Here is a 21,643-nt window from a genome sequence, read left to right as displayed (position 1 = left end):
GAGTTTGGTGACTGTGATAACAACTCAACATTAGTATACACAGTGCCTGAATAATCACTCACTCACACTCGCCACGGCATCGAAAAACATGTCCGGTCGTTGCCATAGTGAATTTATAAAGATAACCGTCACGCTGGTCGCCATGGCAACCATGGCCCAAACCGGGTAAATCAAACCAGTAGTCGCCAATGGAATACCGATACCGTTGAACAGGAAAGCCAGGCTCACGTTCTGCAGCATCTTGCGATAACCCCAGCGGCTGATCTCCCAGGCGGTAATGACCGCTCCCACACGACCGTTGAGGATGATGATGTCGGCGGCGTCAATGGCGATATCCGTGCCACTGCCCATGGCAATGCCGACATCCGCTTGCATCAGTGCCGGGGCCTCGTTAATGCCGTCACCGACCATCGCGATGCGTGAGTCACGTTGCATCGCACGCAGTACTTCGGCCTTGTCGGCCGGCAGCACGCTGGCGTGAACGTCGTCGATACCGACAAGCTCGGCAAAGTAACGGGCGGTACGCTCGTTGTCACCCGTGAGCATCACCGTCCGGATACCGAGATCCTGGAGTCGGGCGATGGTGTCAGCGGTATCCGCGCGAAGGGCGTCACCAAGTGCGATCGCGCCAAGCAATCGCTCACCCCGGGCCACGACGATCACTGTCTGGCCCTGTTGCTCGGCGGCTTCGATGGTCTCATTCAGCACGCTCCGATCGATTCCCACGGAATCCAGGAATGCCGGGCTGCCTACCCGAATAGTCTCGCCGTTAATGTGAGCGGTGACCCCACGCCCGGACTCGGCCTGAAAATCGTCTACGTCGGGGAAGTCAACGCTGCGGTCCAGAGCAGCCTCGACCACGGCCCGGCCCAGTGGATGTTCGGACGCCGCCTCGACCGCGGCCGTAATCGCCAGTAAGCCTTCGTCGTCGCCCGCGAGGCTTACAACAGACCGCACGGCCGGGCGGCCTTCTGTGAGTGTGCCGGTTTTGTCGAACACCACCGCATCCACCGTGCGCAATGCCTGAAAGGCCTCGCCGGTGCGCATCAACACTCCTTTATCCGCAGCCTCGCCCGCCGCCCGTACAATCGACAGTGGCGCCGAAATACCAATGGCACAGGGATAACCCATCACCAGTACCGTCAAAGCGGCAAACACGGCACGTTGAAACTGGGGATCGGTCCCGAAGAACAACGGCCCCAGAGTCCACCCCAGAAAGGCAAGGGCCGAGATGGACAATACCGCGGGCGTATAGACCTGCAGCACCCGATCCACGATATGCAGCAAGCCGGGTTTGAGAGCACGGGCGTCTTCGACGCTGCTGATTACCTGGTGCAGGAAGCTCTCGGCACCGACCGCCGTAACCCGAATCAGTAGCGTGCCATTGCCATTGATCGCGCCACCCACAACGTTGTCGTCTGTCGATTTATCGACCGGCATGGACTCACCGGTAATCAGTGCCTCGTCCACGGCGGAGGTGCCATTGATAACGATACCGTCGACCGGAATACGTTCGCCGGGACGCACCCGCACCTGCATGCCGGAATTGACCTGTTCCACCGGCACATCCTTTTCACCATTTTCGGTCACCAGGTGCGCCGTGCTCGGCTGCAGGTCAAGCAATCGTTTGACGGACTGCGCGCTGCGGGTTTTAACGATCAGTGACAGCCACTCAGAGAAAATATGATAGGTTAGCACCATCACCGACACCGCGAAAAACGCCGCCGTGGGATAACTCTCCGGCCGAAGGATCAGCCCAATGGCGCCACCAATCAGCCCGGCAAACGCGGCAATTTCCACCAACACGTGCTGATTGAGTATGCTCCGTCGCAGCGCCTGGATCGCCATAATCAGCATATGTTGCGCAACGCCAAACATGATGCCTAATGCGAGCACTGCAACCAGCCATGGCTCGAAACCATTCAGCACACCACCGGCACGCAGCGCAAACAAGGCGAGTCCGGTCAAGGCCAGGCCACCGCTGCCCACAAGTGCGGCCGTCGTGCCCTGACCGCGAAGTACCGCATAACCGAATCCGACCAGGCTGACATAGACCATCGCTGACAGGCCGAGGGTCCAGATCGTGGAGACGTCGACGATGAGCCCGACCGAGGCCAGACTCATGGCGAGGGCGACAACGAATCGGTTGCGTTCGATGGCCAGCGCTTTTTCCTGGCGCTCAAAAGGCTCAACTTTGCGTGGATCACTCAAGGTATAGCCAATCTGTTGCAACGTTCCCATAAGATCTTTGGCATTGGTCTGGGTGCTGTCGTATTCCACGAGCGCCTGCTCGTGGGTCAGACTGACCGCGACGCGCTCCACGCCGGGCTTACTGCCCAGCGCGCGTTCAATGGTGCCGGTACACAACGAGCAATGCAGCCCGCCAATATGAGCCCGCACGCGGTTGATTCCCTGGCGGTCCGTTGTTTCCTCACTCCAGGGGTCGAAGCCATCTGGGTGGGTTGTGGTGTCTGCCATTACGATACCTCCGGTTATAGGTTGAAGGATGGGCTGGATCAAAACGCCAGGGTAATGGACCATAGACCCAGCGCGACCAACACCGCACCGGTCCAGCGCGGCATGCGCCCGGCAAGGCGTGCAATCGAGGTCAGCATGCGGCGCCCAAACTGCGTAAAAACGGCGAGTACTATCGGGCTGGAAATGGCCAGACCAAACACGAACAGTGATAAAGCGCCGTGGGCCACACCTGAGCCCGTGGTCGCGCGCGCGGCGGCATCGCCCAGCAGGACCGCCAATAGCGGCGCTGCACAGGCCGGAATATTCAGTCCGAATGCAGCCCCCAAACCAACGCCGCCGGCTGTGGGAGAAACGTGCGGAAGCAGGTGGTTGATCCGTCGAATCATCCAGGACGCGCCGCCCAATAGATAAACCAGACCCAGTACCACATAAACGCTGCCAAGCACGGCCCATAAACCGTGCTGCACGCCCAGAAAGCGGGCGCCAATCAGTGCGGCGAGTACACCGAGCAACGCCATGAACACGGCTCGTACGAGTGTGAAAATCAACGTTTGCACCCAGCGCTGACGCGCCGGTAGTTGATCCAGGAATTTCAGAAAAATCAGATGGCTACCGACTGAACATGGTTCCACGAAACCTAGCAGCCCAAGCCCTGCCGCCAATACCAGGGTTTGAAGTAAGTCCATGCTTAGCACTCTGTGGGCGATGCTGTATAACCGGCCGCCGCTACGGCCTTGGCCAACGTCTCGGCTGAAACCTGGTCCGCGTCGTGCGCGATACGCGCCTGTTTCAAGTCCAGAGACACCGAGCAACCCTTGACGCCGGCTTGTTGTTCCAGCAAATGCTGAACAATCTGCACACAGCCGTCACAGTGCATGCCGTCGATAGTCAGTACCGTGGTTTTCATGATTTGCTCCTGAAGTCAGACGGGTGGTGAACTCGCCTTGTTAACTATGTCTTCAGATGAACAATACGACCTGGAGTTAACTCAAGGTCAAGGATTTTTTTTGAATATAGGTCTTGATTCCGTAGCTGACTACGGGAGTAACCTTACCGCAGTCATCCAAGCCATGAAAGGAGCCTTTGTAATGTCAGAATCCAAATCCGGTCGCGCTTCGCTGGCTGCAGGGGGCGTCGCAGCCTTTCTTGCCTCCGCCTGCTGCCTCGGGCCCCTGGTTTTAATCACGTTGGGGATTTCCGGTGCCTGGATCGGCAACCTGACGGCCCTGGAACCCTATAGGCCCTGGTTTATTGGTGCTGCGCTGGTGGCAATGGTCTTTGCCTGGCGCCGGATATACCGGCCTGTGGAGACTTGTCAGCCGGGTGATGTTTGCGCCGTGCCGCAAGTGCGCACGGCCTATAAGGTCGTTTTCTGGGTCGTCGCGCTGCTTATTCTGCTCGCGTTGGCGTTCCCCTTTGTCTTACCCCTGTTCTATTAAGAGAAATTTTTAGAGGCGATACCCATGAAAAAATCACTGATAATGACGGCGCTGCTCCTGCTATTCGGTTTGCCCGCCCTGGCGGCGCAACAAACGGTCACCTTGTCGGTCCCCGGGATGACCTGTGTGGCCTGTCCATTCACCGTCAAAGCCGCTCTTAATCGGGTCGAGGGAGTGAGCTCCGTCGATGTCCGTTATGACGAGCGTGATGCTACGGTCACCTTCGACGATGAGAAAACCTCCGTTGAGGCGCTGACTCAAGCCACCACTAACGCCGGCTATCCGTCCACGCTGAGCCAAAGCCAGGCGACACAGGAGTAACGTTTATGAATGATAGTAACCTGCACATTGCAGTGATCGGCAGCGGTGGTGCGGCCATGGCCGCCGCCCTGAAAGCCGCCGAACGCGGTGCCCGCATCACCCTGATCGAGCGCGGCACCATTGGTGGCACCTGTGTGAATATCGGTTGTGTGCCCTCGAAGATACTTATTCGCGCCGCGCACATTGCTCATCTGCGTAAAGAAAGTCCCTTCGACGGCGGCCTGAGCGCTCAGGTGCCCGTGGTGGATCGGGCGGTGCTGCTTCGGCAACAACAGGCGCGTGTCGATGAGCTGCGGGATGCTAAATACGAGGGTATTCTGCGCGACCATCCGAACGTCACTCTCCTGCAAGGGGAGGCCCGGTTTGCGGATGCCCAGCATCTGACGGTCACTCTAACGGAGGGCGGAGAGCAGACGATTCACTTCGATCGCGCCTTTATCGGCACCGGGGCCCGCCCGACGCAGCCGCCCACACCGGGGCTGGCGGATACGCCTTATCTGACCTCTACCACTGCGCTGACACTGGAGTCCGTGCCTGAACGGATGGTGGTGATCGGAGCCGGATATGTGGCGCTGGAGCTGGCCCAGGCCTTTGCCCGGCTGGGCAGCCAGGTGACAGTGCTGGCCCGCAGCCGACTGCTATCGAGCGAGGACCCGGCGATTGGCGACGCGGTGGAAGCCGCGTTTCGCCGCGAAGGCATCGAGGTGTTCAAACAGACCCAGGCGAGCCGAGTGGACTACACGGATCATGAATTCGTGCTGGAGACCAATACTGGAACCCTGCGGGCCGACCAGCTGTTGGTGGCCACCGGGCGCACGCCCAACATCGAGACGCTGAACCTTAATGAGATCGGCGTGGAAATCGCCCAGGGTGCAGTCCTGGTGGATAAATACCTGCAAACGACAGTGCGGGGCATCTACGCCGCCGGTGACTGTACCGATCAGCCTGAGTTTGTGTACGTGGCCGCTGCCGGGGGCAGCCGGGCGGGCATCAACATGACCGGCGGTGAAGCCACCCTGGACCTCAGTGCCATGCCGGGCGTGATGTTTACCGACCCCCAGGTGGCAACCGTGGGTCTAACCGAAGCCGAGGCGCTCAAGCAGGGCTTCTGCGTTGATACCCGGGTTCTCGACCTGGAAAACGTGCCCCGGGCGCTGGTCAACTTCGACACCCATGGCTTTATCAAGATGGTGGCCGAACGCGATTCGGGTCGGTTACTGGGCGTGCAGGCGGTGACGGCCGAGGCGGGTGAACTGATCCAGACCGCCGTAATGGCGATCAGGGCCGGGATGACCGTGCAGGACGTGAGCGACGAGCTGTTTCCCTATCTGACCATGGTGGAAGGCCTCAAGCTTTGCGCCCAAACCTTTTTCAAGGACGTGAAGCAGTTGTCGTGTTGTGCTGGATAAACGAAAGAGGAGAACGCCATGAACATACTGACAACGATGTTTGCCTTGTTAATTCTGCTTCCAGGAACCGTCTTCGCGACCCCGGGAACAGGTTTCTGGGAACTCTGTAGCCCCATGATGTCCGGCATGGGCTGGATTATGATGCTGCCAATGATGATTATGCCCCTGCTACTGCTCACCTTACTGATCCTGGGTAGCATGGCGCTGGTCAAATACCTTAAAAAATGAACCATTACTTGAACCATACCGCTGACCGGTCTGTTTGTGCTGTCGCTAAAGCGGCTGTTGCAGGCCGCCAGCACAGAACCGACGACCGCACAATTTACGTCCGCTAGGGAGCCGAACTATGAAAAATCCCAAAACACTGTTGCGAGCTAGCCTGATCGGGACGGTGATCGTTGCCCTGTGCTGCTTCACGCCCATTCTGGTCGTGCTGCTCGGTGCCGTGGGCCTGGCGGCACTCACCGGTTATCTGGATTACGTTTTGTTACCGGCACTGGCCATTTTCATCTGCCTGACCGTCTACGCTCTATGGCGCAAAAAACAGCGCGATGTCTGCTGCGATACTCAATCCGATAAGGGGTCACAATTATGAACCACTCAACGTCCCCAACCTTCGGTGACAACGATCACCTGAACGCGATCTTTGACCAACCAGATGTCGCTAGAAACATGCACCGGCTTCTGGCAAACCAGAGCACCCATGAATACTTCACTGGCGCGTCAAGGTAACTCGATGTGCCCGCAATGGAGAAATTAACCATGACAGACAACAACTATGACTTGATCGTGATCGGCACTGGCACCGCAGCATCGGTGACCGCGTTCAACTGCCGCAAGGCCGGCTGGTCGGTGGCGGTTATCGACCACCAGCCGTTCGGCGGTACCTGTGCCCTGCGTGGCTGCGACCCGAAAAAGATGCTGATCGCCGCAGCCGAGGTGATCGATGGTTTCCAGCGCATGACCGCCATCGACACGTTGGAAGGCGAGACCCGAATCGACTGGGCCGAACTGCAACGCCATAAGCGCTCGTTCACAGATCCGGTGCCGGCCAAGCGCGAGCAGGCGTACGACAAGCAAGGCATTGATGCCTGGCATGGCCGCGCCCGTTTCACCGGTCACAACACGGTGGTGGTTGACGACACAACGCTAACGGCGAAACACATCGTCATCGCCACGGGTGCTGAGCCGACCCGCTTGCCGATCGAAGGCGCCGAGCATCTAATTTTGAGCGACGAGTTCCTTGAACTGGATCAACTGCCGCGCCGAATCGTGCTGGTGGGCGGTGGCTATATCGGCTTCGAGTTTGCCCATATAGCAGCCCGTGCTGGCGCCGAGGTTACGATTCTAAACCGGGGCGAACAACCGCTGGCCGGCTTCGATCCGGATCTGGTCGCGCTGCTGGTCGAACGCACCCGCGCACTCGGTGTCGATGTGCGGCTTGGCCACGAAGTCAAGGCGGTGCGCAAGACCAACGATGGCTTCGAGGTTCAGGTTGAAGGGCCGGAGGGGCGAGTGGATATCGACACCGATCTCGTCATCCACAGCGGCGGACGCAAGCCGGCGCTGGAAGCACTGGACCTGGATGCCGCCAATATCACCCACGAACAGGGCAAGCTCAAGCTGGACAAAACCTTTCGCAGTATCTCCAACCCGGCGGTGTACGCGGCTGGTGACGCGGCCGGCGGTCCCTTGCCCTTGACTCCAGTGGCCGCACTGGAAGCCCACGCGGTTGTCGACAATCTGCTCGGGAAAAAGGAAGCGACCGTGGACTATACCGGCATCCCCAGCGTCGTCTTTACCCTGCCGCCGCTGGCGCGCGTTGGCTTGCTGGAGGCCGAGGCTGAGCAACAGGGCCTGCACTTTAAGGTCAAGCACGAAAGTGTGCCGGGATGGTTCACCGCGCGACGCGTCAACGAATCCTGCTACGCCTACAAGATACTGGTGGAAGAAGACAGCCAACGCATTCTCGGTGCTCATTTGGTCGGCCCCGAGGCGGCTGAAGTGATCAATCTGTTCGGCTTTGCCATGCGCAGCGGGCTAGGTGCCGATGCCATCCGACACGCCACTTTCGCCTACCCTTCCTCCGCCTCTGACATCGAATCAATGTTGCCTGCGGCAAGTCCCAAGGGTACGTGACGCTTTTGTCATACCGTTTAGCCTACTACTGTGAGGTGTGGGGTTAGGCCGCATTATTGACAAGCCGCACCACGTTTAATGGAGGAGTTTCACCATGTTAACGATTGATACCAAAACACTGCGCGATTGGCAGGCCCGAGGACAAGATTTCATCCTGGTGGATACCTTGCCGGCCGATACCTTCGCCAAGGGGCACTTACCGAGTGCCATCAACATCGTTTCTGACGACATCCTGGACGAGGCACCCCGCCAGCTACCCGATAATCAGGCGACCCTCGTCGTGTACTGCGCGAGCGAGAACTGTAAACGCGCCGGTCGAGCGGCCGAGCGACTGGCCAGCCTCGGCTATACCGAGGTCTACCATTATGTCGGCGGGAAAAGGGCGTGGCAGACCGCAGGCTTTTCACTGGAACACTGAAAAGAGTACAGATTGATGCGCGACTGGATGGAACGCCAGCAATCCTGGATTTACCTCACGTTCATTCTGGCGGGCCTGGGTCTCGGCTTGGGTTTACCGGGTGCCACAGCCTGGCTTGAAACCTTGCTGTGGCCGTTGCTTGGTGTGCTGCTGTACGCGACTTTTACTCAAACCCCGTTAACACGGATCGGCGAGGGGCTGAAGGACTGGCGCTTTCTGGGTGCACTGTTGCTCGGTAACTTTGTGATTATTCCGCTGGTACTGGGTGGCTTGGTTGCATTGCTGCCGTTGTCACTTGCGGTGCAGGCGGGGGTGCTGCTGGTGTTGTTGGTGCCCTGTACCGACTGGTTTATCAGCTTTACGCATCTGGGCAGGGGCGAGGCCGCGCGGGCCATCGCTGCCACGCCTGTGCTTCTGCTGGTCCAGTTGTTTGCCTTACCTTTCTATCTCTGGCTTTTCCTGGGCACGGAATGGTTTGAAATAGCGCTCAGCAGCCATTTGCTCGGCGCCTTCGTTGGATTGATTCTGACACCTCTGGCGTTAGCCTGGATAACTGAATGGCTGGCCGAGCGCAGTGCCCGCGCCAGACAACTGGTTCAGGGCCTGGGTGCACTTCCCGTGCCGTTGCTGGCACTAGTAGTCTTCGTCATCGCCGCTTCTCAGGTAACCACGGTGACAGGCCTCACAGGCGTATTGATGCAGGTGCTGTTGATTTTCATCTTCTACCTGGTGTTCGCCGCCTTTCTCGGCAAGACCCTAGGCAACCTATTTCAGCTGCCTACGCCATCGGCCAGGACTTTGACCTTTAGCTTCGGTACTCGGAACTCGTTCGTCGTATTACCCATCGCCCTGACGCTGCCCGAGGCCTGGCACGCCGCCGTGGTGGTCATCGTCTTCCAGTCGCTGGTGGAGCTGTTCGGGATGGTGGCATACCTGCGTTGGGTACCGAGCAAATTGATCCCAGAACCCTCATAGTCGCCTGAAATACTGTTTGACTTTCTATTCCACATAAACGGCAACATGTCCGCCCGGGTTATGGAGACGATTGAATCGCTTGTACCGCGACTTGAGGTCTACAGCATCGATGAGGCCTTTGCGGGCCAGCTCAACCAAGACACTGGCAAAGTTGGCAAACCGGGCTGCCAAACGGTACCGGAGTACCCAGGGGGTGGTCGACCTCACTGACCCCCATCGCCAAAAGAAACTGTTAGCGTTAACGGATGTGAGCGATGTCTGGGGCGTCGGGCCCCGACTGGTCAAGCAACTGAGGGATATGGGCATACAGACTGCGCTGGACCTGGCACAGTCCGACCCAGCCCAGATCCACTCCCAATTCTCGGTGGTATTGGCCAGGACGGTACGCGAACTCAACGGGGAGCCCTGTATAGAGTTTGAGACCGCTCAGCCAGAGCAAACCGGGCCGACCGACTACTGGACCATATATGGCGCAATGGGTTCAAGTACGCGAAGGCGGGCGTAATGCTGACGGACCTTTATCCACTAACAGCACGGCAGCCGGATCTATTTCAGGAAACAGATACCCAATCCAAGCGACAGGAACTACTGAGTCTGGTCGACCGATTGAATAGTGAGTGTCGGGGAGCAGTAACTTTCGCCAGTGAAGGTACAAAGTCGGGACCTAATAATATGCGCCAGGATCGACTGTCACCCCGGTTCACAACACGCTTCAATGAGATACCCAGAGCGCGATTAGATTAACCACTGCTTGCTTTCGCACCTGGAACTAACGGAACTGGAGCACCTGCAGCCGGGCCTGCTTCAGCGTCACTGGACAGTGCAGATACAAAAAATCCCCGTAGGACGGGGCTTTTAGGACGTTTACGGACTTCCGTGAACGTTCATTTGGTACCAGAGGCCGGACTCGAACCGGCACAGTGTTGCCACCGGCGGATTTTGAATCCGCTGCGTCTACCAATTTCGCCACTCTGGCTGAGTGCAACGCATTCTAGCGAAAAATCCTTTCGCGTCAATGGTTTGAGGCGATGTTTCTGGTGTTCAGGCCGGGCGCAGACGCCAGTGAATGGTTTCACTGGCGTAAAACGGCACGATGGCTTCGCCGTGGCCGAGGGTAATACGTTCCGGCACGGTCCAGCTTTCGCGCACCAGACGTACCGTGCCTTCGTTACGCGGCAGGCCGTAGAAATCCGGCCCATGTTCGCTGGCGAAACCTTCCAGACGTTCCAGCACCCCCATTTCCTCGAACACCTGGGCGTATAGCTCCAGTGCCGACCAGGCGCTGTAACAGCCAGCACAGCCACAGGCCGATTCTTTCTTGTGCTGTTCGTGCGGGGCCGAGTCGGTGCCCAGAAAGAACTTGGGTGAGCCGCTGGCGACGGCGGCGCGGAGTGCTTCCTGGTGGCTGCGCCGTTTCAACACGGGCAGGCAATAGTTGTGTGGCCGAATACCGCCAACCAACAGGTCGTTACGGTTCAGCAACAGGTGTTGTGGAGTCACGGTGGCGGCCAGGGTATCCGGGCCCTGGCTTACAAAATCGGCCGCATCGGCCGTGGTGATGTGTTCAAACACCACTTTTAACGTTGGATGGCGCTCAACAATGCCGGCCAGATGCTGGTCGATAAAGGCTTTTTCCCGGTCGAAGATGTCGATGTCCGGGTGGGTCACTTCGCCGTGCAACAGTAACAGCAAGCCTTGCTCCGCGAGGGCTTCAAACACTGGGTCGAGACGGCTGACGGCGCTAACGGCGGCGCTGGAATTGGTGGTGGCACCAGCCGGATATAGCTTCGCAGCTACCACGCCAGCCGCCTTGGCGGCCCGGATATCGTCGGCACTGGTGGTATCAGTCAGGTACAGCGTCATTAGCGGTTCAAACCGGCTCCCCGCCGGTCGCGCAGCCAGAATGCGATCGCGGTAGGCTAATGCCTGATCGGCGGTGGTAACCGGTGGCGTCAGGTTGGGCATGACAATGGCGCGCCTGAAGCACCGGGCCGTGGCTGGTACCGTCTCTAACAGCATATCGCCGTCGCGAAAATGCAGGTGCCAGTCATCGGGCGTGCGCAATAGTAAATCGTTCATGCAGAATCCTGAGCCGGGATAAGGAGCCGGTATTCTAACAGGCAAGCCCGCACCCTTAACATCCCAACTGGCTGTGTAGTGACTGCATCACGACCATAGAGCCTGACCGCCCTTTCAGCTAGAATAGCCGCCCTTTTAACAATGGGTGCCCCGCATCTGGTTATGAACGTCAGCGATTTCGATTTTACCCTGCCGGACGAGTTGATCGCCCGCTATCCGGCTGAACAACGCACTGGCAGCCGCCTGCTGCATCTGGATGGCCCCAGCGGCCAGGTCTCACATCGCCAGTTTCCCGATATTCTCGATCTGATCGAACCCGGCGACCTGCTGGTGTTCAACAACACCCGGGTGATTCCAGCGCGGCTCTTTGGTCAGAAAGACAGCGGCGGCAAGGTAGAAGTGCTGATCGAACGGATGACCGGCGACAGCACGGCGCTGGCCCACGTGCGCGCGAACAAAAGTTGCAAGCCCGGCACCCGCCTGGCCATGGAAGGCGGCATCGAACTGGAAGTGACCGGCCGTGAAGAAAACCTGTTCCGGCTGACCTGTCACAACCCTGAACCGTTGGTCGATTTGCTCGAACTGCATGGCCATATGCCTCTGCCGCCCTACCTTGAGCGTGAAGACGCCGAGAGCGACCGCGAGCGTTACCAGACCGTTTATGCACAACGCAAAGGCGCGGTGGCCGCACCCACCGCCGGTCTTCATTTCGATGCCGCCCTGCTCGAAGCGCTGCAAGCCAAAGGGGTACATACCGCCTTTGTTACCCTGCATGTCGGCGCTGGTACCTTTCAGCCAGTCAAAGCCGAGCGCATTGAAGAACACGTTATGCATGCGGAGTGGATCGAAGTACCTCCAGACGTAGTAGCCGCCGCTGCAGCCGCAAAAGCCCGGGGTAACCGGGTTATCGCGGTGGGCACGACCAGCGTTCGCTCGCTGGAAACGGCCGCCCAGTCCGGCGCACTGCAGCCGTTCACCGGAGACACCAATATCTTTATTTACCCGGGATACGATTTTCGGGTGGTGGATGCCATGGTGACCAATTTTCACCTGCCGCAATCGACATTAATCATGCTAATCAGCGCCTTTGCCGGTAAAGACGCGGTGCTGGCGGCCTACCAGGCGGCCATTGATGAACGCTACCGCTTCTTCAGTTATGGCGACGCCATGTTCATTACCCGCAAACCGCTGTCAGCCCCTGCCCCCAATAACCAAGAGACCGACGCATGACCCGCACCTGTTTTATGACATTTGACCTGACCAGCACCGATGGCAAAGCGCGGCGCGGCACGCTGACGTTTCCACGAGGTGAAGTGCAAACGCCTGCCTTTATGCCCGTCGGGACCTACGGCACCGTAAAAGGCATGACGCCGCAACAGGTCGAGGAGACCGGCGCTCACATCATTCTCGGCAACACCTTTCACCTGATGCTGCGCCCGGGCACCCAGGTGATTGAAGAACACGGTGATCTGCACGACTTCACCGGCTGGAAGAAGCCCATGCTGACCGATTCCGGCGGGTTTCAGGTGTTCTCGCTGGGCAAGATGCGCAAGATCACTGAAGCTGGGGTCACCTTTCGCTCACCGGTAGACGGTGCCAAAGTGGAGCTGACGCCGGAACGCAGCATGGAAGTGCAACGCGCCCTGGGCTCGGACGTGGTGATGATCTTCGACGAATGCACCCCGCACCCGGCCACCCATGCGGAGGCCAAAAAATCCATGGAACTCAGCCTGCGCTGGGCCAAACGCTCAAAACAGGCCCATGGCGACAGCCCTTCGGCGTTGTTCGGCATTATACAGGGCGGCATGTTCGAAGACCTGCGCGACGTCAGCCTGCGCGGCCTGTCTGAGATCGATTTCGACGGCTACGCCATCGGCGGCCTGAGTGTCGGTGAATCGAAAGCGGATATGATGCGTATTCTGGAGCATGTCACCCCGTCGATGCCGGAACACAAACCGCGCTATTTAATGGGCGTCGGCACGCCGGAAGACCTGGTGGAAGGGGTGCGCCGGGGCGTCGACATGTTCGATTGCGTCATGCCGACCCGTAACGGCCGCAACGGCCACCTGTTCACCACCGACGGCGTCATCAAGATCCGCAACGCCCGGCATCGCCACGATACCAGCCCGCTGGATGCCGACTGCGACTGCTACACCTGCAAGAACTTCAGCCGGGGCTACCTGCACCACCTCGACAAATGCGGCGAGATGCTGGGTGCACAGCTCAATACCTTCCATAACCTGCGCTATTACCAGCGGCTAATGGCTGGTTTGCGTGCGGCCATTGAAGCGGGTAAATTGTCGGCCTTTGTGGACGACTTCTACCAGCGTCGCGGCCTCGATACCCCAGCGCTGGCAGAATGAACGATCCGGTGCGTTTAAGGGAATGCTGCGGCACAGGCCTTGTGGCCGTGCCCGCTGCCCCCATAACGTCACCTTGAACTGAATCTGGCTATTCGAGGGCAGCACCGGCCATTCGAATACCGTTACACCACTTACAAACCATTTGGAGTACACCCATGAAAAAACTGTCCGCCGCTCTGTTGGCCATGACCCCGGCAATTTCACTAGCGGCCCCGGCGGCTGGCCAGGCCAGCCCCTGGCAATTGCCGATCATGCTCGGCATCTTCTTCCTGATTTTCTGGTTGATGGTATGGCGCCCGCAAAGCAAGCGCGCCAAAGAGCATAAATCCCTGATCGCCGCGCTGAGCAAGGGCGATGAAGTGGTGACCGCAGCAGGCATGACCGGCAAGGTCACCAAGGTCACTGACGACTACGTCATCGTCGAAGTAGCCGACAACGTCGAAATCACCTTCCAGAAAACCGCCATTTCGGCCACCCTGCCCAAGGGTACGCTGAAGGCGATCTGATCGACCCATCGTCTGGTCCCGTCCCGAACGCGACCAGCTTGTAAGCCCGGCACTCAGTCAATTCATGTGGCTGCCGGGTTTACCCAGCTCAGGAAGGCCCCATGCTGAACAAATACCCCCTGTGGAAATACGCCATTATCCTGTCGGTACTGGTGTTAGGCGTACTCTACAGCCTGCCCAACCTGTTTCCGGCCGACCCGGCCATTCAGATTCAAGGTGCTGAAGCCGGCGTTCAAATGAACGATACAACGGTCCAGCGCACCGAAAACTTGCTTGAAGAAGCCAATATTGATCACTTTGGCGCCGAGATAAACGGCCAGTCGTTGCTGATTCGCCTGAACAGCAACGATGACCAGTTAGCGGCCAAAGCGGCCATTCAACGGGGTCTCGGCGGCAACTATATTGTCGCGCTCAATCTCGCACAAACAACACCCGATTGGCTGCTGGCCATAGGTGCCCAACCCATGTCACTGGGTCTGGACCTTTCAGGCGGTGTGCATTTCCTGCTGGAAGTCGATATGGAGCGCTTTCTTGAAAGCCGCCTCGACAGCTATGCGGCCAATATTCGGACCAGCCTGCGCGACGAGAACATTCGCTACCGGGGCATCGACGTTCTGGACGACGGCTCCATTCAGCTTTTGCTCGCCGACGAAAATTTCAGAAGCGAAGCCGACACCTGGCTGCGCCGCAATCTGCCGGAATTTCTGCGCACAGACATTGAATCGCGCGGCCTGCCGGGCCTGACCCTGACCCTGACCGCAGAGCGCATCGCAGAGCTGGAAGACTATGCGGTCAGCCAGAACCAGACCACCCTGAACAATCGGGTGAACGAACTGGGCGTCGCGGAACCGCTGGTTCAGCGACAGGGGCGTAACCGCATTGTGGTTGAACTGCCCGGCGTGCAAGACACGGCTCAGGCGAAGAACATCATCGGCAAGGCGGCCAACCTGGAGTTTCGCCTGGAGTCTCGCGATGGCCAGGGTGAAGTGTATCCGTTCAAAGACAGCAACCGCACCGCCATGCTGGAATCGGACGTTATCGTCACCGGTGACAACGTGACCGATGCCCGCGTGTCGTACGATGAAAACGGCATGCCCCAGGTTTCGGTGAACCTCGATGGCGAAGGCGGCTCTCGTATGGGCCAAACCACCCGCCGCTCGATCGGAGTGCCAATGGGTGTGCTGTTTATTGAACAAAAATCTCTGCTGGAAGGCTATGAAGAGGTGGACGGCGAGCCCGTGCCGATTTACGAATCGGTCGAAGAGCGTGAAATCATTTCACTGGCCACCATTCGTGGCGCCTTTTCCAACAGCTTTGTAATCACCGGGCTGGATAACGCCAAGGAAGCGTCAGACCTGGCGCTGTTGCTACGCGCTGGTGCATTGGCCGCACCCATGCAGTTTGTAGAAGAACGCACTGTCGGCCCGAGCCTCGGTGCCGAGAACATCCAGAAAGGTACTCAGTCTGTTTTGATCGGGTTCGCTCTGGTGATCCTGTTTATGCTCGGTTTCTACAAGGTGTTCGGCATCTTTGCTTCCGTTGCCCTGAGCGCCAACCTGGTGCTGATTATCGCCGTCCTGTCGATGATGAGCGCTACGCTAACGCTGCCTGGCATTGCCGGTATCGTTCTAACCGTCGGTATGGCGGTGGATGCCAACGTGTTGATCTTCAGCCGGATTCGCGAGGAACTGGCCGATGGGCGCTCACCACAGGCGGCCATTAATGCAGGCTACGACCGAGCTTTCACCACCATCTTCGATGCCAACCTGACCACCCTGATCGTGGCGGTCATTCTGTTCGCCATTGGCACCGGGCCGGTCAAAGGCTTCGCGGTAACGCTGTCGGTCGGCATCATTACCTCCATGTTCACGGCCATCATGCTGACGCGTGCCCTGGCCAACCTGACCTTCGGTGGTCGGGTGGTGAAGAAGCTGCCCATTTAAGGAGCCCGTTATGTCTGATTTGAAAGTGCTCAACTTTATGGGTCATCGCCGCATGCTGGCGATCCTGTCTCTGGTGCTCATCGTTATTTCGCTGGGTTCTCTGGCGGTTCGGGGCCTTAATTTTGGCCTCGACTTCACCGGCGGCGCCCAGATTGAAGTGGGCTATGAACAACCCGCTGATGTGAGCAACATCCGCAATGTATTGAACCAGGCAGGGTACCGGGATGTCGTTGTTCAGTATTTTGGCAACAACACCGATGTACTGATCCGCATGCAGGAAGACAACAACCCACAACTGGGCGACGACGTTCTGGCTGTGCTGTCGGAGACTCGTAATGACGTCGAATTGCGTCGCAACGAGTTTGTAGGCCCGCAGGTAGGCGAAGAACTGCGTGAGAATGGCGGTATTGGCATGCTGGTCGCGCTGGGGCTGGTCATGGTTTACATCGCCCTGCGTTTCCAGTTCAAATTCGCGGTGGGGGCTGTAGCAGCCCTGATTCACGACGTCATCATTGTTCTGGGGTTCTTCTCGATTACCCAGATGGCGTTTGACCTCACGGTTCTGGCGGCCATTCTGGCGGTTATCGGTTACTCCCTGAACGACACCATCGTTGTGGCCGACCGGATTCGGGAAAACTTCCGTATGGTTCGGCGGGATGAAACCGACTATCTGATCAACCTGTCGCTGACCCAGACCCTCGGCCGCACGCTGATCACCTCGTTAACCACCTTGCTGGTTTTAGCCGCCCTGGGTGTCTTTGGCGGGGAACTGATTTTCGGGTTCGCCATGGCGCTTTCTGTTGGTGTTGTGGTGGGTACCTATTCTTCGGTCTACGTATCCGCCAACGTGCTAATGGCGCTGGATCTGACCAAGCAGGACCTGATGCCACCCGAGAAATCGGACGACCCGGAAGAGGAAGACATTCCCGCCTGGTTAACCGATGACGATGAAGGCAGCAAAGAAAAAACCTGACGTTCCCGGCGCCTCCCAATTTAGGGAGGCGCCTTCTCCCCGCTACGACTCGATTTTCCCCTCCGGTTTCGGTAAGGTTCCCGATCTTATCGTTCTCTCCCATTAACACCGGCAACGGCCACCCATAAGCGATTTAAGACACTCATGAGCAAGACGCGCGTACTGACCGGCATTACCACCACAGGCATTCCGCATCTGGGCAATTACGCGGGCGCCATTCGCCCCGCCATTGAAGCCAGCCGCGATGCCAACACCGAATCTTTCCTGTTTCTGGCCGATTACCACGCCCTGATCAAATGCCAGGAACCCGAACGGGTGCGCGAATCCGTGCGCGCCATCGCCGCCACCTGGCTGGCCTGTGGGCTAGACCCGGAACGTGTGACCTTTTATCGCCAGACTGACGTACCGGAAGTCACTGAGCTGACCTGGGTGCTGACGACGGTTACTGCCAAGGGGTTGATGAACCGTGCACACGCCTACAAGGCCGCCGTACAGGACAACATAGATGACAACAATGCCGACCCGGACCGGGGCATCACCATGGGGTTGTTCAGCTACCCGATTCTGATGGCCGCCGATATTCTGATGTTCAATGGCGAGAAAATTCCGGTCGGCAAAGACCAGACCCAACACATTGAAATGGCCCGGGACATCGCCCAGCGCTTCAACTACCTCTACGGGGATACCTTTGCGTTACCCGAAGCGGTGATCGAAGAATCCGGCATGATTCTGCCCGGCCTCGACGGCCGCAAGATGTCCAAAAGCTACAACAACACCATTCCGTTGTTCGAAGGTGAAAAGAAGTTCCGCAAGCTGATCAACAAGATCAAGACCAACCTGCTGGAACCGGGTGAACCGAAAGACCCCAACGATTCAGCCCTGTTCGATATCTATTCGGCCTTCGCCTCGGCCGAGCAAATAGCGGACATGCGCACCCAATATGCCAACGGCATCGCCTGGGGCGAAATGAAAAAGGTGCTGTTTGAATTTTTGAATGAAGAACTTAAAGACAAGCGCGAAACCTATAACCAACTGATGGAAGACCCCGCTCAGTTAGATGCCATTCTGGCCCGGGGAGCGGAGAAAGCACGAGACTATTCCGCACCGTTGATGGCCGACGTGCGCAAGAAAGTCGGGATTGGCCCGATCTCAGGGTAACCAAGCCTGGCGCACTAAAGCGCCAGACTTTGCGACTCACCGGCATAGACGGGCAAAGCTGCATTACCCGATACATCACGTCGGGTAACGTGTCCTATAATCGCCTTTACCACACTGACTTTCCGGGATGCAACATCGACCATCAGCAGCGTACGACCACGCTGGATATCCTCTCGAAAACTGGCCAGGTGATGATTGTCCTGATGCAAGCCAATTAAACAGCCTGTCCAGCCGAGCACTAACCCAAACAGAATGATCAGTGCCCATTGCCCGCTTAAGTCACCGGGCGCCAACCCCAGAAAACGCGACACCCACAGGGTTAACACCCCCAAGCCCAAACCCAGCAAAAGCCCCTGACTGCCTCGATGCAGAATATCCTGCCGCGCCAGATAGGAAGCACTTTTCAGCGGATGGACAGACAAGCCCACTTCGTCCTGGCTGAGCACCTGAACGTACGTGTGGTGAAACGGGTAGTGGGCCAATTCCATGGCAATGTGTACAGCGTGCTCAATATCTTCCGTGAGGTAATAGAGACGTTTCATAGCGGACATAATCCTTACGCAGAGCTGGACGTAGGGTTGTACCGCGTTTACCCTCCCGATTCCGTTTTTGTTGGTGAGTATTTGTCACAACAGATGACCAGAACCTCAAGTAGTTTCTCAAGTATGAATGCCCTGCTCATCGCCAAAAACTGGCCAGAGCCAGCATCAACTGCGGCCGGGCGCCGGACGCTGGACGTTCTGGATCTGTGTCGCGAAGCCGGTTACCAGGTACACATCGCCAGCCCGGCCGAACTCTCACCCTTTCAACAGAACCTGTCAGATCTCGGTTACGAGCCGCACTCTATCGCCGTCAATGACACCGGTTTCGATAGCTGGATCGCCTCGCTAAGCCCCCAACTCGTTATCTTCGATCGCTTTGTGATGGAAGAGCAGTTTGGCTGGCGGGTGCGGGAACACTGCCCCAAGGCAGCCACCCTGCTCGATACCAGCGACTTTCATACCCTGCGCGAGGCCCGGCAGCAGGCCGTGCGCCAGCACGACCGTGAGAACACCCAACCACCCTACCCGCCTGCCGACCTTTTTACAGCGACCGCTGAGCGCGAACTGGCCGCCATGGTTCGATGCGACCGCGTACTGATGATTTCACAGGTTGAAATAGAGCTGTTGCAGTCCGTCTTCAAGCTCCCTGCCGAGCACTTGCTGTATTTGCCGTTTCTGATTCCTGAATTGCCCGATACCGATGCCTGGCGACCCTATGCGGATCGACAGCATCTGATGATGATTGGCGGTTTCAAGCACGCCCCCAACAAGGATGCAGCCCTCTGGTTCAAACAGGCCGTCTGGCCACTCGTCAGGCGCCAGCTGCCCACTGTTGAATGCCATGTCTACGGTGCTTACGCCGACCACGCCGTACAGCAATGGCACGCCCCCAAACAGGGGTTCTTCATCAAAGGCCGCTGCGACGACGCACTGGAGACGCTATCGCATTACCGACTGAATGTCGCACCGCTGCGCTTTGGCGCAGGCCAGAAAGGTAAAATCCTGGAAGGCTGGTTAACCGGAACCCCCACGGTCACCACACCTGTAGGAGCCGAGTCGATGATCGCCACCGATGCACTCGGCTACCCGCTCAGCGACGACCCGGAACGGCTGGCCACCACTCTGGTTCAGCTATACCAAAACCCGGACAATTGGAAAACGGTTCAGGACTGCGGGGTGGAGGCACTGAAGACCGGGTTTCTGCGGGAGCATCATGCCCCAGGTTTTATCGGTACGTTACACACGCTGCAGGACACCCTCACAGACATCCGCCACCGCAATCTCTGGGGTCGAATTCTCTGGCAATCGCAACACCGGGCAACCGAGTATATGAGCCGCTGGATTGAGGCTAAGAATCAGCACCCTGGCAAAAAATAAAAACAGCCCGTTCAACCTACCCCCGGACGATTTGACCACATAGCCAAACTCAATCGCATGAACACTGGAAATTCAGCCCGACTGTGCCAAGGTTAATACCCTTATTAATCCGTTTTACTCTGGAGGTGCCATGACCGACTCATTTAATGCCCGGGATACACTCACTGTCGGCGATCAGCACTATCAGTTCTACAACCTTAACGCCCTGGCTGACGACTACGACGTCGCCCGCCTGCCCTTTTCCTTGAAGATTCTACTGGAAAACCTGCTGCGCAAGGAAGACGGCAAGAACGTGACGGCAGCCGATATTAAAGCCCTGTGTCAGTGGGATGCCCACGCAGAGCCCAGCTACCAGGTTGGCTTCTCTCCGGCCCGGGTGGTTTTGCAAGATTTCACCGGCGTACCGGCGGTGGTGGATCTGGCTGCCATGCGCGCCGCCATGCGTGAGCTCGGGGGTGACCCGGCGCTGATCAATCCGCGCAGTCAGGTCGACCTGGTAATCGACCACTCCGTCATGGTTGATTATTTCGGCCAGCCCGACTCGCTCGCCAAAAATACCGAACGCGAATTTGAACGCAACGGTGAGCGCTATCAATTTTTGCGCTGGGGCCAGCAGGCGTTTTCCAATTTCCGGGTGGTGCCACCGGGTACCGGCATCGTGCATCAGGTAAATCTTGAATACCTGGCCGATGTGGTCATGACCGAAGAGAAAGACGGCCAGACCTGGGCACTGCCAGATACTCTGGTGGGAACCGACTCCCACACCACCATGATCAACGGCCTGGGCGTGCTCGGCTGGGGGGTTGGTGGCATTGAGGCCGAAGCGGCGATGCTGGGCCAGGCGATCACCATGCTGATTCCCGAGGTCATCGGCTTTAAGTTCACCGGCCAAATGCCAGAAGGCACCACCGCGACAGATCTGGTGCTAACCGTCACCCAAATGCTGCGCAAAAAAGGCGTGGTGGGTAAATTCGTTGAATTCTACGGCGATGGGCTCGACAACCTGCCTCTGGCCGACCGCGCCACCATTGCCAACATGGCACCCGAATACGGCGCAACTTGCGGTATTTTCCCGATCGATCGGGAAACCTTGCGCTATCTCGAACTCTCCGGTCGCGATAAGTCCGTCCGGGACCGGGTTGAGGCCTATGCCAAAACCCAGGGCCTGTGGCGCGATACCGGCAGCGCAGAAGCCGACTACAGCGATACGCTAACGCTGGATCTGGGCACCGTTGTACCCAGTATTGCCGGCCCAAAGCGCCCGCAAGACCGGGTCGCACTGAGCGACGCCAGCGCCGCCTTTGCCAAGCTGCTGCAGGAGGATGCCGACACCATCATGTCCGATAAAGCACCGGCACAACGTCGCTTTGAAGACGAAGGTGGCCAAACCGCCGTAGACAGCGTTAATTTGCACGATCGCGGTGCCGTGGAATATGAGATAGACGGCGACAAACACCTGCTGAAGCACGGTGCCGTCGTCATCGCCGCCATCACCAGTTGCACCAACACCTCCAACCCGGCGG

At 58.1% G+C, this 21,643-nt stretch carries 23 protein-coding genes and 1 tRNA gene; 18 read left to right on the top strand and 6 right to left on the bottom strand.

Features of this window, described 5'->3' with window-relative positions; all coding sequences use genetic code 11:
- Window positions 1-54: 54 nt before the first annotated feature.
- Genes WEB54_RS05455 through WEB54_RS05445 form a run of 3 tightly spaced genes read right to left on the bottom strand, consistent with a single transcriptional unit; the run spans window position 55 to window position 3,385 of the window.
- Window positions 55-2,478 (bottom strand): heavy metal translocating P-type ATPase, encoded by a 2,424-nt coding sequence (locus WEB54_RS05455; protein WP_368053968.1) that lies wholly within the window; start codon window positions 2,476-2,478, stop codon window positions 55-57.
- 38 nt (window positions 2,479-2,516) lie between these two features.
- The gene (locus WEB54_RS05450) at window positions 2,517-3,164 is read right to left on the bottom strand and encodes a cytochrome c biogenesis protein CcdA (RefSeq protein ID WP_368053966.1); all 648 of its coding nucleotides are present in this window, start codon (window positions 3,162-3,164) and stop codon (window positions 2,517-2,519) included.
- 2 nt (window positions 3,165-3,166) lie between these two features.
- Window positions 3,167-3,385, bottom strand: coding sequence for a heavy-metal-associated domain-containing protein (locus tag WEB54_RS05445; protein WP_368053964.1), 219 nt, complete (start codon window positions 3,383-3,385; stop codon window positions 3,167-3,169).
- A gap of 181 nt (window positions 3,386-3,566) precedes the next feature.
- Here WEB54_RS05445 and merT point away from each other — a divergent pair, with 181 nt between their 5' ends.
- The 10 genes from merT (at window position 3,567) to WEB54_RS05395 (ending at window position 9,923) form a co-directional block, all read left to right on the top strand.
- Complete coding sequence (gene merT, locus WEB54_RS05440; RefSeq protein WP_368053962.1) at window positions 3,567-3,917, top strand: mercuric ion transporter MerT; 351 nt, start codon at window positions 3,567-3,569, stop codon at window positions 3,915-3,917.
- Window positions 3,918-3,941: 24 nt separating this feature from the next.
- Entirely contained in the window at window positions 3,942-4,238 is a 297-nt protein-coding gene (gene merP / locus WEB54_RS05435; protein WP_368053960.1) for a mercury resistance system periplasmic binding protein MerP, read from the top strand.
- 5 nt (window positions 4,239-4,243) lie between these two features.
- Complete coding sequence (gene merA, locus WEB54_RS05430; RefSeq protein WP_368053958.1) at window positions 4,244-5,647, top strand: mercury(II) reductase; 1,404 nt, start codon at window positions 4,244-4,246, stop codon at window positions 5,645-5,647.
- A gap of 18 nt (window positions 5,648-5,665) precedes the next feature.
- On the top strand, window positions 5,666-5,875 hold the full coding sequence (locus tag WEB54_RS05425) for a hypothetical protein (protein ID WP_368053956.1): 210 nt from the start codon (window positions 5,666-5,668) through the stop codon (window positions 5,873-5,875).
- Between the two features lie 118 nt (window positions 5,876-5,993).
- Window positions 5,994-6,242, top strand: a complete 249-nt coding sequence (gene merF, locus WEB54_RS05420; RefSeq protein WP_368053954.1) for a mercury resistance system transport protein MerF — start codon at window positions 5,994-5,996, stop codon at window positions 6,240-6,242.
- A 167-nt stretch (window positions 6,243-6,409) separates the two neighbouring features.
- The gene (locus WEB54_RS05415) at window positions 6,410-7,786 is read left to right on the top strand and encodes an NAD(P)/FAD-dependent oxidoreductase (RefSeq protein ID WP_368053953.1); all 1,377 of its coding nucleotides are present in this window, start codon (window positions 6,410-6,412) and stop codon (window positions 7,784-7,786) included.
- A gap of 94 nt (window positions 7,787-7,880) precedes the next feature.
- Window positions 7,881-8,204 carry a rhodanese-like domain-containing protein gene (locus WEB54_RS05410; RefSeq protein ID WP_368053951.1) on the top strand — a complete coding sequence of 108 codons (324 nt, stop codon included), beginning with the start codon at window positions 7,881-7,883 and terminating at the stop codon, window positions 8,202-8,204.
- Window positions 8,205-8,219: 15 nt separating this feature from the next.
- Entirely contained in the window at window positions 8,220-9,179 is a 960-nt protein-coding gene (locus WEB54_RS05405; protein WP_368053949.1) for an arsenic resistance protein, read from the top strand.
- Window positions 9,180-9,288: 109 nt separating this feature from the next.
- Window positions 9,289-9,684 carry a hypothetical protein gene (locus WEB54_RS05400; RefSeq protein WP_368053947.1) on the top strand — a complete coding sequence of 132 codons (396 nt, stop codon included), beginning with the start codon at window positions 9,289-9,291 and terminating at the stop codon, window positions 9,682-9,684.
- Window positions 9,684-9,923 (top strand): DUF4113 domain-containing protein, encoded by a 240-nt coding sequence (locus WEB54_RS05395; protein WP_368053945.1) that lies wholly within the window; start codon window positions 9,684-9,686, stop codon window positions 9,921-9,923. Before WEB54_RS05400 ends, WEB54_RS05395 begins: the two co-directional genes overlap by 1 nt.
- A 145-nt stretch (window positions 9,924-10,068) precedes the next feature.
- Here the strand turns inward: WEB54_RS05395 and WEB54_RS05390 are convergent.
- Window positions 10,069-10,155: transfer RNA gene (locus WEB54_RS05390), tRNA-Leu, on the bottom strand.
- Window positions 10,156-10,220: 65 nt separating this feature from the next.
- A complete protein-coding gene (gene pyrC / locus WEB54_RS05385) occupies window positions 10,221-11,258 on the bottom strand; it encodes a dihydroorotase (protein WP_368053943.1) in 1,038 nt (345 codons plus the stop codon).
- Between the two features lie 162 nt (window positions 11,259-11,420).
- Here pyrC and queA point away from each other — a divergent pair, with 162 nt between their 5' ends.
- From queA to WEB54_RS05355, 6 genes are all read left to right on the top strand, one after another.
- Entirely contained in the window at window positions 11,421-12,488 is a 1,068-nt protein-coding gene (queA, locus tag WEB54_RS05380) for a tRNA preQ1(34) S-adenosylmethionine ribosyltransferase-isomerase QueA (protein WP_368053941.1), read from the top strand.
- Between the two features lie 14 nt (window positions 12,489-12,502).
- A complete protein-coding gene (gene tgt / locus WEB54_RS05375) occupies window positions 12,503-13,621 on the top strand; it encodes a tRNA guanosine(34) transglycosylase Tgt (protein ID WP_368053990.1) in 1,119 nt (372 codons plus the stop codon).
- 155 nt (window positions 13,622-13,776) lie between these two features.
- The gene (gene yajC / locus WEB54_RS05370; protein WP_368053939.1) at window positions 13,777-14,127 is read left to right on the top strand and encodes a preprotein translocase subunit YajC; all 351 of its coding nucleotides are present in this window, start codon (window positions 13,777-13,779) and stop codon (window positions 14,125-14,127) included.
- Between the two features lie 101 nt (window positions 14,128-14,228).
- Complete coding sequence (gene secD, locus WEB54_RS05365; RefSeq protein ID WP_368053937.1) at window positions 14,229-16,070, top strand: protein translocase subunit SecD; 1,842 nt, start codon at window positions 14,229-14,231, stop codon at window positions 16,068-16,070.
- A gap of 10 nt (window positions 16,071-16,080) precedes the next feature.
- Entirely contained in the window at window positions 16,081-17,043 is a 963-nt protein-coding gene (gene secF, locus WEB54_RS05360; protein WP_368053935.1) for a protein translocase subunit SecF, read from the top strand.
- Window positions 17,044-17,187: 144 nt separating this feature from the next.
- A complete protein-coding gene (locus WEB54_RS05355; RefSeq protein ID WP_368053933.1) occupies window positions 17,188-18,201 on the top strand; it encodes a tryptophan--tRNA ligase in 1,014 nt (337 codons plus the stop codon).
- Window positions 18,202-18,215: 14 nt separating this feature from the next.
- On the opposite strand, the gene WEB54_RS05350 is transcribed toward WEB54_RS05355, so the two are convergent.
- Entirely contained in the window at window positions 18,216-18,743 is a 528-nt protein-coding gene (locus tag WEB54_RS05350; RefSeq protein ID WP_368053931.1) for a hypothetical protein, read from the bottom strand.
- A gap of 123 nt (window positions 18,744-18,866) precedes the next feature.
- Between WEB54_RS05350 and WEB54_RS05345 the strand changes: the two genes are divergently transcribed.
- Both WEB54_RS05345 and WEB54_RS05340 read left to right on the top strand, forming a co-directional pair.
- Window positions 18,867-20,120, top strand: a complete 1,254-nt coding sequence (locus WEB54_RS05345) for a glycosyltransferase (protein ID WP_368053929.1) — start codon at window positions 18,867-18,869, stop codon at window positions 20,118-20,120.
- Window positions 20,121-20,250: 130 nt separating this feature from the next.
- Window positions 20,251-21,643, top strand: a 1,393-nt coding sequence (locus tag WEB54_RS05340) for an aconitate hydratase (protein ID WP_368053927.1), incomplete at its 3' end; no start/stop codon positions are given.

Source organism: Saccharospirillum sp. (assembly GCF_040881935.1).
GTDB lineage: Bacteria > Pseudomonadota > Gammaproteobacteria > Pseudomonadales > Natronospirillaceae > Saccharospirillum.
This window is presented reverse-complemented; position numbering and strand designations above follow the sequence as displayed.